Source organism: Bacteroides graminisolvens DSM 19988 = JCM 15093 (assembly GCF_000428125.1).
GTDB lineage: Bacteria > Bacteroidota > Bacteroidia > Bacteroidales > Bacteroidaceae > Bacteroides > Bacteroides graminisolvens.
This window is the reverse complement of record NZ_ATZI01000008.1, coordinates 16,488-28,938: the sequence shown is the minus strand read 5'-3', so window position 1 is coordinate 28,938 and position 12,451 is coordinate 16,488. Positions and strand designations below refer to the sequence as shown.

The following is a 12,451-nucleotide window of genomic DNA, read 5'->3' as shown; positions in this document are numbered from 1 at the left end:
TATGCTATAGAACTATTTATTTTACGAATGATTAAAGAACAATAAGAACGTAGATGCTACCAATAGGAATATTAACAGAATTATTGATAATAATTTATGTCTAATAGTCCATTCTTTTATATATTAAACATATAACTCCCAACAGAATCGTTCCAATTATTGGAGACAAATCAATTCCCTTTGAAAATATAGTCAGGAAGTATTGTTCTCCACCAGCATGTTGAGAATCAACTGTAATTGCTACAATAAACAAAATAACCCAATAAAAAATAAATAATAAAAACAATATTAATAAAGGATTCCACTTTTTCATATCTTATTTTTTTATGTTACTTTATTGAGAAACAATTTAACCATTAACCACTTTGTATGCTCCTGATTAGATATTTACATGCTGCAAATAAAGCCAATCGTCTAAACATTCAAGTTTTTGAGCTACAAAAATTTCTTCTTTTATGTATGTTATCTCTTTCTCATTAAAATCTGCAACGATCTCAGTTGTAATTTCTTTTACCAATTCACATTCATCCTCTGTTGGCTGTGTCTTAAAATAAACTCTTAAGATGACAGGCATTTTTTTATAGCCAATTGCAATAGCTTGCATATTGGTCGTTACTGCGCCAAGCATAGCTCTTTGTGCTGATAATAGAATGTCTTTTCTTTCCATAATATTTAAGGTTTTGTGGGAACAATATGTGCACCGTCTTTTCCCATATGTATAATCACTTTAGTGGTTGGCACAGCCTTACCTGTTATCTAGTCAACACATTCTCCTATTACTTCGCCAAAATCAACCCTCACTATATTATCTCCTGCTTTAGATATAGACTTTATAGTCGTTCTCAAATGAAAAAAAATGATTGTCCATTGAAAGGGGGACGTGATTAACAGAAGCCATTCAAGTATCTTTGAATTATTTGGTGAATTTTGCCAATATTCTCTTTAAAAAGTATAGTCTATAAAACTCAACACATACAAGGAGAACAACAAACAAAAGCCTCAATCCTTAAATGCCTCTGTTATATTTTGCTAATTCTTTTTCCTGCTCTATCTTGCACCTAAAATAAATTCTTTGAGATTCTTCATCTTTTTCCACAATAAGATTCTCATAAGATTTTTTATTAAAACATAATTCAGGATAACCAAAAATTGCTTGTACAAAGGGGTAAATATCTTCATCTTTATCTATGATTCTAAAAAACCAATTAGTATTTATTTCACCATCAACCACTTCAAATAATTGACAAGGACAGGCAGAAATAAATCCTTGGTCATCTATTAGATAGGCTTGGTAAGTTTCAAAAACTATTATCCCCATTACCAAGTATTCTTTCCCAATTGTTATTTCATTAAACTGACTATTCTCAGAGCTACCAAATCGCCCAAATTCATTCTTTTTTAGTGGGCTGTTTTCATACGCCCTTAAAGCTTCCCCTGTATTGTATACGCAACGTACTTTCATAAGTTATTTGAATTCAAAATCATCAACAGCTTTTCAAATACCATTTTTAAACTTCCCCACGTAATGTATGGTAGTTTTAGTTCCATCCAATGCAGTATGCGTGTATTGCATCTTATTCCAACCCAACCAACGACTATCTTTCATACCTTCATTATTGTTTTGCCAAGTGTAGGATTGGACATAATTTCTTCCATTGCTAATTGTTCTGTGAGATTTTTAGCTGTGACTCTACCAGTAGAACCTAATCCTAAAGGTTTTAAAATGTTGGCTTCCTTAGCAGCCCCTTTCAAAAGAGCTTTCAACCATGACCCTGAAAAGGCCAATACTCTTTCTGCTAACGGTCCTGCGAGTGCTCCGGCTGCAATGCCCACAAGAGTTTGCCCTATCGGACGCTCAATTTCACTCCTTTCTCGGTTTATCAAGCCATTGAACAGTTCAGATTTAGAACTTTCTGACAGCGGACTGTTATCACCTAATAGACTGTTTTGCAACTTGCCACTGGAAGCAATCAAATCAAAAGCATTAACGGCTTTATTAGATTTAACTTCGCATTTTGATAAAAATTCAAATAAGAATCTTTACCTGTTTGAATTGACATGGAAGAGCCCACATTTTTATAGCCTTCGATATCTTTATGACCTTCCCGCCATATGTATCGGTTTTCATCCTCATTACTTTGATACCAATCCATTCCATCGGGATCAATCAAATTGACAGGATCATTTCCAACATACACATAAGGAGACCAAGAGTAATACTTCTCCGCCATCGGGTCCACCGTACTAAACCGTCCCAATGCAGGATCCATCAATCTAGCCGAATAATCATAAAGATTAAGTCCTCTCTCCGTATCCAGTTCCTTACCGTTGTACTTGTAAGGTTGCTGGCTGGTAGCGGAGCCCTCAGCAAAAGACATCCCGAACGGATAATAATGATTACTCTGAACAATACTGCCACTAGAGCTGGCAATCACACGATTATTACCCAAATGATCCGTTAGATAGAAATAGTATGTGCCGTTTTCTATATAACCTCCATCAACCAGAATGCGTTTCAATAAGCCGTTTTCATAGATCACATTGCCACAGTAATCAGTTGTTTTACTACCACCGAGCACCGTTTTCAATTTCCGTCCGTCGGCTGCATACGTGTATGTATTCGTGGCAGAAGAAATCTTAAGCGTCTGCGGCAAATTTAATACATTATATGAGATTTCGCTTATACTTTTATTATAATCTTTTATCAGGTTGCCATTTTTATCGTAAAGGTATTCTGTTGCAAGGTTGGCATTGTTCTTAAAATCCGTCGATTGAGAGAGAGTCACACCGGAACCTGTGTCTTCTGTCTTCACCAGTTGATTGCCGGCATAAGTCATACTCAGGTTGTCGATCAGGCCGTACGTAGTGGTACCCGTATTACCTCTGCGACTGAGCAAGGTCATGTTACCGTGCTTGTCATAAGCGTAAGAGGTATTGAAACGATCATTGGCATTGCCGTTTTCCAGATACCCCGCTCCGGTAAGACGAGAAAGATTGTCATACGTAAAGTTGTAACCTCTTGTTTTGTTCTCTCCCGAAACACTCCAGCTCATGGCAGAGATGTTACCGTTATAACGAGGGGTATTGCCCGCATAAGTATCATTATAGTAAAGAGTCTGACTAAAAAGAGGGGAAGCAACGGACTTCATCCAGGAACGGATGTTATAGGCATACGAACTGGTCAGAGCGGATTGCTTATTCTTTTTGTTCGTTTTAAGACGTCCCAGTTCGTCGTAGGTATTTTCTGCCAGTGTTACTATACTGTCCGTATTGAGTTTATGTTTGACCGTTGTCAATCTTCCCGCATGATCGTAGGCATACGTATAAAGTTCCGTTTGGGTTGCCTTGCCTGTAGCGGAATGCACGTGCTTCCTTCCGGTGGGTTGTCCCGTGAAGTTATAAGCAACGTATTCTTTTTCGATACCGCCCGACAGGTGGTTCTGTGATTTGGTTTGAATCACACGTCCGCGGTTATCGTAGTACATTACACTGCAAAGATAAGAGGGAGTGGAACTGCCTTCCAGCCTGGCTGTCAGGGTGCCTGTCAGAAAGGTTTTGGCACTTGCCGTATAACGGGTGTGGTAACCTGTTTCTGCATCGTATTTGAAGTTTGCATCCGTAGAAGCCGGTATGCCGTTGGTACCCATAAAAGCATAGTCATCATAGTAGCTGACGTTCAGCACAGTGGGGCTTACAAGGGTAATACCCGATAAGGCATACCCTTTATAGGTACCTGTTAGATTATCACGGGTGGCTTTCACCACAATACCATTTAAAGGTGAGGTGGCGGATAGAGCGTTCAGGGTGTTTTTACAGGTACCGGAAACGCTTACGCGACCAAAAACATCGGGAATCGTAAAGCTCCATTCTCCTCTGGCACGTTGTTCACCATCTTGGGCAAAGATCAAGCGGTCACCGGTATCATACACGTAGTAAATCCAGTCACAACCCGGAAGCCGCTTGGCTTTGCAGCGGTTACGACTGTCGTAAAGATACAGATAAGCATAGTTTCTAAGGACAGAGGAGGAAGAGTTGCTCCATGAAGTGCCGCTTTTCATTCCATCGGATGCCAAAGGAGGAAGGACGGCGGACAGATTTCCAAAATCATCGTAAATATAGTAGGTGTCATACATCACTTTGGTACCACTGCTGCGTAGTATCTGACGAGTAAGTACAACCTTACCCAGTTTATCTTTGAACTCAAAAGAGGGGTTGCCGTCTTCGTCTGTAGTACGAAGGACATAAAGTTGTGCCGTTTCGTAGTTCCCGCCATTTACGATGGTTACAAGGGTGTCTGCAGAAGCAGTTGTGGATTTATAGTAAATGCAGTTCAGCGTGTCATTACCGGATATATTTGTAAGATAAGCAGTTTTGGCACTTCGGGAGTTGTTTTGCCATGCCTGGCCCGGACCGTATTGCTCCAGAACACGGTTCAAGGGTGAGGATTCATAAACAGGAAGGGCATAAGGTTTGGTCTCTCCTGGATAACTGCCGGAGGCATGGGGCATTAACGTATTCAAAGGGACATAAGAACCGTCATTACCGGATACGGAAGCAGGAAGCCATTTTTTGGACTCACGGCCCACTTCATCGTATTCCTGATAGTCTGCCAAGTCGGCACCCGATGGGCTAAAACCTTTCTGAACTGTTTGGACTGGACGACCCAAACCGTCATAATAAGCTATCTGATCCAGATACAAAGTGCCGGTATCATTGGTGTACGTGCGAGTTAGGATGTAGTTCTCAGTTAAGGATTGAGCATTGCTAAATTCAATCGAACAAGAAATAACCCAAAACATTAAACATAATTTAATTTTCATAATTGACATCATAAAAAAACAATAAATACCAATATAGTATAATTAATCACGAATAGATTGTAGTATTTATCTCTACTAAGGCCATAAATATAATATATTGCTAGGGCCACATAAATTACCATTGCTAACCGATAAAATCCGCAAATCAACCATAGCAGAAGGGTCATAACCCTCAATACTTATATCCACGTACGACCATCCAGGAGAAAAAGAAATATCTTGAGTTATGGTTCCTCCTGCTTCAGACATGAGCATAACATCAGAAGAACCTAATTTTACATAGATATTCGCATCTGCACGACTATAGTTTATTTCAAAACGGACTGTGCAAGCTTCAGCACAATAAACATCTGCCTTAGCTCTTCTATAAGAAGAATTGGGATCATCAGTTTTTTGCACATTAATAAATTCAGTCATTGTTTTAAGGGTAAAATTCTGTACTAACGAGACTGTCTTGCCCGTTGAAGAGTCTCTAACTATACAAGTTAATGTCATTACCCCATTTTCTCGCAATGTAACCGTGAATTTATTAGATGTTACGTTTACAGCACTAGCCAAAATACTACCTGATGAATTACGTACATACCAATCATACATCAGGCTCCCTTTATTATTGGTCACATCGGCGGAAAAAGTATGATTAAATAAAAGTGAACTCATATAATAACTAGCATCAATCGGAACGCTAATGCCCATAGGGTCTCCTGTTTCTTTATAATTATACGTATAACTAGCTACTTTTTTATCATTACATGCCACAGATTGTAATCTTCCAAAATCATCATAGTTATAAGTATTATCTAATCCTGAAGATTGAAATATATTCAACAAACCGATAAGAGGTTTGTATCTATATACGGAGACGAAGGCTTGCGGCAAGCTATTAGTTAATTGTTTTATCTGATTAAAAACATTAATATTTGGGCTAGAATCGGAGGAAAGGGTTTGAGCGTTACAACCCAACAAAGTTAGAGTATTATTTACAGTATTATAATCAGCATTAATTATTTCCGCAACAGGATATTGATGAGCATAACTCCATAAATATGATTTAACAAGCCCATTAGACAATGTTTCTTGTAATAAATTTCCATACGAGTTATATTTATCAAAACTCACATCCGTATGAAATCCTGTCGGACCGGTAAACGATGATTTGATAGAAATGGGACGTATTATCCCAGAAGTACGTATATCATCTGCATAATCTTTTCTTATTCTTTTAACTTCAAAACCATTACTGTAATTAATCTCTTCAATTATCGGAGAAATAATATTTTTGCCTGTCATAGTAGCATATATATCATCAACAAAGTCATACGGATATTTATATTCAGTGACATGACATTCTGATGAGTGACTATTTGTAATTGTTTTCTTCCAGATTTGAGTAGCTCTTTTATAATCATAGTGTTCATTATAAATTATATCGCCTATATTTGCAACGCGACGTACTTCTTTATTCTCTAGTTCGTAATAGTCCATATTTATGTTATAAGGAATAAGAGTATAACCTATTTTTCCATTCTGATAAGGGCTGAAAAAGTTTCTTGAATCAGAAGTCAAAAAGTCGGGTCCGTTAACACCTGACTGACTTACACTGTTAATACTCTGTCTTTCAATAATCCAATTCAAAACAAGTCCAGATGATTTTTTTTTGTACGACCAAATAGTCTGACTGACCTTAGCATACTGAGTTCCATTTAGCACATACTCATTTTGTTCAATTAAACGCGGACCATTTATAAATAAATTCTTATACGCATGAATAAAAGGTCTTTTTATGAGGCGGTATAAATCATATGAAGATTTAATATCTATATCATTATCAAAAACATATTCAGTTTTATTCCCATTTACATACTCTGCAACATTGCTATACCAAATGGGATTATTAATTAAATAACTAGAATAGTTTGATAATGGATTAATAGTCATGCGGCGAGAAGTTCTTGTACCAGCACATTTATTATCTTCTATGATACAACTTTCATCAATAAACGTATCAATGGTAGGAGTCATCAATACATTCGCCAATCCATTTTCATTCAATCCATATTTATATTCCTTCACATTTATCAGTGATTTAACATCACTTTTTGTCCTTATCTCAGAAACGCGAAGTCCTCCACCCATTTTTAACGGTTCAGGGCTCACTGCAAAAGCCATGTTAGATATTGGATATTGATCTGTAAATGCGTGTGGTTCGTATTCAAATTCAGTATAACCACCTGTGGGATAATCAATTCGTTCTAGCATGAAAGCCTTCATTGATTCAGAATCAACCCCCCTGTCTGAATCGCCGATATTACGACTTTCATTTGGAGGTGAAATCCAGTTTAAACCAGAAAAAGAGAATAATGCTAATGCTATCCTAGGAATTAAGGAATAATTACTTTTACCATTATAAAAGCCCCAATAATCAAGACTTGTTGTTGATTTATAATATCTATTTTTATTATATCCAAATTGATATACTTCACCATTCATCTTGATATTTCTTAATAAAGATTGATCAAGAGAGTTCCCCTCTCCATAAATAAAATCTATATTTTTACATATACACCCATTAAGATCTCGTACTGTCAATTTTGAGACAAAAGGGTTAGCTTCTTCTTTATAAGAAATTGTTATGTCACCGGATGAAAACGTTATCTTTTCTAACATTGACAATTTCTTATATACATGATAATCAAGCACACCTCCTTCATCTGAAACATTTATTAACTCTTCACCGTTACATGTAATTGTTTTAAAATCTTGAACATTAATAAACATAGATACATTATTCATAGAATAATTTTCATTCGGAAGAAAACTCCTCCATGCAAAATTAATCGAACTATCATTGGGTAATACAATTTCTCTTAACATCCAAGCCGTAATGTAACTATACTTGCCAACATATTCTACGTACTCATTAGTTGTTAATTCATTTTCAGACAATCCAAATTTATAAACAATTCCATTCTCGTCAGTAACTTTGAACCCATTAATGTATCCGAGCTGATTTTTATATGTATCTATTTTCAATAAATTTCCAACGGAAAGGACCTCAAATGAATCATTAATTTTATTTATTAGAAAAGTGTAATTCCCAGAGGGAAGATGCAGGCTGAATATATCTTTTTGTGTATCAAACAATTCATCCAAGCTAATATGGTGTTCATAGCATTGGTCACGGTCCAGGATTCCACGTTTTAAAAGTTCAAATTCGTCTATGCCACTAGGTCTAGGATCTAGCGAACCCATGACAAAATGATCATCCGGACGTCCTAATATAGTTCTCGTAATTCTTAATCCAGGTGACAATACCCAGCCGTAACCGCAAGGGAAAGGACGATCTGCAACATTAATACCAGATGTATTATAATTTAGTGTTATCGGAAGAATAAAATCATTAATCTTTAATTCATATAATGGAATAGGAACATTAATGCTGCCTGAAGATAAAGAGGGCTGATGATTACCATATTGTCTATAAACTGCCGAGGTAGGAGAAGGCGGAATAACCAAAGAAGAATAGTTATTATTTTGCGAGAACAACATTTGCACATTTAATAAAATAAGTAGCACAATTCCAATTTTATTCATATTCACATCTATATTTATTTGATTATTAATAACAGCAACTTTTAAAACCCAACAAACAATTATTTAAAAGCAGGAAATAAGTCATTTCTCAAAAATAGAGGTTCCAAACATTAAAATAAATTTCCATAAGTTAATTCTATGTTATATCATAGTTTTAACAATAAAATAACATCAAAAAAAACAGAATAGCTATATTTATCCAGACATTGAGTTGAGTATAAAAAGTAACTTCACCAAATAAAAGAGAATGTGCTTAAATTGAGTTATATGATAAAAAACGCAAGTTGTATAGTCGGTAAACTTGGTGCGAGCGACTCTTTACTTTATCGTTGGCGAGAAAAGCAAAGGTTATTTCCCAGTAATGGCATTATCGAACAGACTCCTGAATGAAAACAACTCCCTGAAATGAGAAAACGCATACGTGATATTGATGTGTAGAATTTTCAAAGGCCGCAAAAGAGGATATTATTCCTAAATGCAATATCCTGTAGGTAACAGACAGAAAGCTTCCATGAACAACAGTTGTTATCCATATGAAAAATTATTTAGCTTGCGCCTCAGACGTAACCAATCTTCCTGTTCTGGGTGGGGACTTTGCCTACCAGATCATAGCGCTGAATTTATTTGATAGAAAAATCATTGAATGGAGTGCCATCGATGGCATGACAACAAAGGAAACAGTAAAAACAGAAAAGTCTAGACAATGCCAGACCTTTCTATTTTCGTTAAATATCTATTACATATCACTTTCTTCGACTATTATTTCATTAATTTTCACATCGCCATTGTCTAATACAATTAATTCGAACCAATAACAGACATCTGTATCTGGAACACAAAAACTAATCTCAAAAACTATTTCATTGTTTCTCGCCTCTCTTATTGAGAAATAAGATAAACTATACCTTACAATCTCTTTTTCAGGTATAAAAGCCCTAAAGTCATCTTGCTGTATTTTCCTATTTAAAAGAATATCTTTGCCATCTTTATTTATGGTTAATATCATATCCCTACAGGCATAATACACAGTATCCTTTCCTTTTCCGTCTATAATTGGATATTTGGTAACAACTTGCCCATTATCTTGTGTTTTATACAAAACATGATAACGACCGATAATAGAATCTACATTGACAGACTCAAAAGGTATAACCTTATGTTTTCTTTCCACTTGGCCAGGTTTGATAGAAAGATCTACACTAATTGTATCTCTTGTATTTTTATCATTTATTTTATTTTTTGTCCCATTGCATGATGATAATAAATATCCTACTACGAGCATAAATGCAAATAAATATCTTCTACTCATATCTTTTATTGTTGAATAATTATCTCTATTTTTTTAATATTATTTCAGGAACAGATATTTCAGGCAGTGGTCTTTGGGGTGCTTCAGGACTCTGTCCAACTACTGTGACCTCAGGCAAAGTTCCACCATTGTACTCCGGTTGTTGAGTAGGAGTGCTGGAATCTATTATTTGTTGAGGGTCAACCAAATGATTCGCTCCGTTAGCCGGATTTATATTAGTTCCATTTACTGATATTTCGTAATGCAAATGAGACTTATAATCCTTATCAAACTGACCATTTGAACCAGATCTGCCCATAGTTCCAATTTGTTGCCCCTCTTTTATTTCATTACCCACTTTAAGACCAGAACTTGTAGCATCTAAATGCATGTATGAAGTCGACACTTTACCATCTGCTGAAGTTATCTTTATCCTGTTGCCGCCACCATCTCCATCTCCAGCATGCCCTACTCTTGTTACAGTTCCGTTGTGAGTTGCAACAATTGGTGCTCCCTGGTCCGTATTGCCGCCTCCCGTATGATTAATGTCAACTCCTTGGTGTAATCTCCCACGAGGTCTTGATTCATGCCAGTTATTCTTATGGCGATGTCCATTTCCATTATAAGTTTTATTCACTGGCCATTCTCTTCTTCCATCCGGGTCAATCTTGTTTATTGGATTGTCAGAACAATACACATATGGAGAAATCCGAATCGTTTTCTCCGCTTTTGGATCTACAGTATTAAACCGTCCCAATGCAGGATCCATCAATCTAGCAGAATAATCATAAAGATTAAGCCCTCTTTCCGTATCCAGTTCCTTACCGTTGTACTTGTAAGGTTGCTGGCTGGTTGCGGAACCCTCAGTAAATGACATCCCGAAAGGATAATAGTGATTACTCTGAACAATACTGCCACTAGAGCTGGCAATCACACGATTATTACCCAAATGATCCGTCAGGTAAAAATAGTATGTACCGTTTTCTATATAACCACCATCAACCAGAATGCGTTTCAATAAGCCGTTTTCATAGATCACATTGCCACAGTAATCAGTTGTTTTACTACCACCGAGCACCGTTTTCAATTTCCGTCCGTCAGCTGCATACGTGTATGTATTCGTGGCAGAAGAAATCTTAAGCGTCTGCGGCAAATTTAATACATTATATGAGATTTCAGTTATACTTTTATTATAATCTTTTATCAGGTTGCCATTTTTATCGTAAAGATATTCTGTTGCAAGGTTGGCATTGTTCTTAAAATCCATCGATTGGGAGAGAGTCACAGAGGAACCTGTGTCTTCTGTCTTCACCAGTTGATTGCCGGCATAAGTCATACTCAGGTTGTCGATCAGGCCGTACGTAGTGGTACCCGTATTACCTCTGCGACTGAGCAAGGTCATGTTACCGTGCTTGTCATAAGCGTAAGAGGTATTGAAACGATCATTGGCATTGCCGTTTTCCAGATACCCCGCTCCGGTAAGACGAGAAAGATTGTCATACGTAAAGTTGTAACCTCTTGTTTTGTTCTCTCCCGAAACGCTCCAGCTCATGGCAGAGATGTTACCGTTATAACGAGGGGTATTGCCCGCATAAGTATCATTATAGTAAAGCGTCTGACTAAAAAGAGGGGAAGCAACGGACTTCATCCAGAAACGGATGTTATAGGCATACGAACTGGTCAGAGCGGATTGCCCATTTTTTTTGTTCGTTTTAAGACGTCCCAGTTCGTCGTAGGTATTTTCTGCCAGTGTCACTTCAGTGCCCGTATTGAGTTTATGTTTGACCGTTGTCAGTCTTCCCGCATGATCGTAGGCATACGTATAAAGTTCCGTTTGGGTTGCCTTGCCTGTAGCGGAATGCACGTGCTTCCTTCCGGTGGGTTGTCCCGTGAAGTTATAAGCAACGTATTCTTTTTCGATACCGCCCGACAGGTGGTTCTGTGATTTGGTTTGAATCACACGTCCGCGGTTATCGTAGTACATTACACTGCAAAGATAAGAGGGGGTGGAACTGGCTTCCAGCTTGGCTGTCAGGGTGCCTGTCAAAAAGGTTTTAGCACTTGCCGTATAACGGGTGTGGTAACCTGTTTCGGCATCGTATTTGAAGTTTGCATCCGTAGAAGCCGGTATGCCGTTGGTGCCCATAAAAGCATAGTCATCATAGTAGCTGATGTTCAGCACTGTGGGGCTTACAAGGGTAATACCCGATAAGGAATACCCTTTATAGGTGCCTGTTACATTATCACGGGTGGCTTTCACCACAATACCATTCAAAGGTGAAGTAGCGGATAGAGTGTTCAGGGTGTTTTAGGTGCCCGAAACACTTACGCGACCAAAAACATCAGGAACCGTGAAGTTCTCCTTAATGATAAAGGGTAAATTTTGCAATGATTGCTGCTTTCTTAAACAGCGCTAAACTTAAAAGTTATCACAAACTAAAGTCTAGCTAAACTGGGGTTTACTCTTTTAATTTATCTTTAGTCTCTATTATTTTTTGTCTCAATTCTTGCACAGTAGAAAAAGCACGAGCATCCAATTTATGATCTTCTTCATATTGCGAAAACCTGCTGACAACTTTGCTTAGTTCTAAGAATGCTTGTTGTTCAATTTCACTAAGCGTTTCGCTACTAACTTCCAAATCGTATGAATAATAAAATTCATCACAAAAAATAGATTCATCGATTTTATTCAATAAATATTGGTCAATAAGCCAATATAATCTTCGTTTATCGTTATTATCGTACATAT

At 37.1% G+C, this 12,451-nt stretch carries 10 protein-coding genes; all 10 read right to left on the bottom strand.

Annotated elements, in window-relative coordinates:
- Positions 1-100: 100 nt before the first annotated feature.
- Positions 101-313: a hypothetical protein gene (locus C511_RS17865; RefSeq protein WP_024996738.1), complete on the bottom strand. Its 213-nt coding sequence runs from the start codon at positions 311-313 to the stop codon at positions 101-103.
- 66 nt (positions 314-379) lie between these two features.
- Positions 380-667 carry a hypothetical protein gene (locus C511_RS0107900; RefSeq protein ID WP_024996739.1) on the bottom strand — a complete coding sequence of 96 codons (288 nt, stop codon included), beginning with the start codon at positions 665-667 and terminating at the stop codon, positions 380-382.
- A gap of 5 nt (positions 668-672) precedes the next feature.
- Positions 673-756: a polymorphic toxin type 50 domain-containing protein gene (locus C511_RS18550; RefSeq protein WP_148297731.1), complete on the bottom strand. Its 84-nt coding sequence runs from the start codon at positions 754-756 to the stop codon at positions 673-675.
- A 250-nt stretch (positions 757-1,006) separates the two neighbouring features.
- On the bottom strand, positions 1,007-1,462 hold the full coding sequence (locus C511_RS0107895; RefSeq protein ID WP_024996740.1) for a hypothetical protein: 456 nt from the start codon (positions 1,460-1,462) through the stop codon (positions 1,007-1,009).
- 140 nt (positions 1,463-1,602) lie between these two features.
- Complete coding sequence (locus tag C511_RS0107890; protein WP_024996741.1) at positions 1,603-1,974, bottom strand: hypothetical protein; 372 nt, start codon at positions 1,972-1,974, stop codon at positions 1,603-1,605.
- Positions 1,971-4,820: a DUF6443 domain-containing protein gene (locus C511_RS16470; RefSeq protein ID WP_161625901.1), complete on the bottom strand. Its 2,850-nt coding sequence runs from the start codon at positions 4,818-4,820 to the stop codon at positions 1,971-1,973. The genes C511_RS0107890 and C511_RS16470 overlap by 4 nt, the downstream gene beginning before the upstream one ends.
- A gap of 75 nt (positions 4,821-4,895) precedes the next feature.
- Entirely contained in the window at positions 4,896-8,414 is a 3,519-nt protein-coding gene (locus C511_RS0107880; protein ID WP_027318010.1) for a hypothetical protein, read from the bottom strand.
- A 736-nt stretch (positions 8,415-9,150) separates the two neighbouring features.
- Complete coding sequence (locus C511_RS0107875) at positions 9,151-9,723, bottom strand: DUF4738 domain-containing protein (protein WP_081698283.1); 573 nt, start codon at positions 9,721-9,723, stop codon at positions 9,151-9,153.
- A gap of 25 nt (positions 9,724-9,748) precedes the next feature.
- Positions 9,749-11,962, bottom strand: a complete 2,214-nt coding sequence (locus tag C511_RS16465; RefSeq protein ID WP_154657489.1) for an RHS repeat-associated core domain-containing protein — start codon at positions 11,960-11,962, stop codon at positions 9,749-9,751.
- A gap of 199 nt (positions 11,963-12,161) precedes the next feature.
- Complete coding sequence (locus C511_RS0107865) at positions 12,162-12,449, bottom strand: hypothetical protein (protein WP_027318008.1); 288 nt, start codon at positions 12,447-12,449, stop codon at positions 12,162-12,164.
- Between the last annotated feature and the right edge of the window lie 2 nt (positions 12,450-12,451).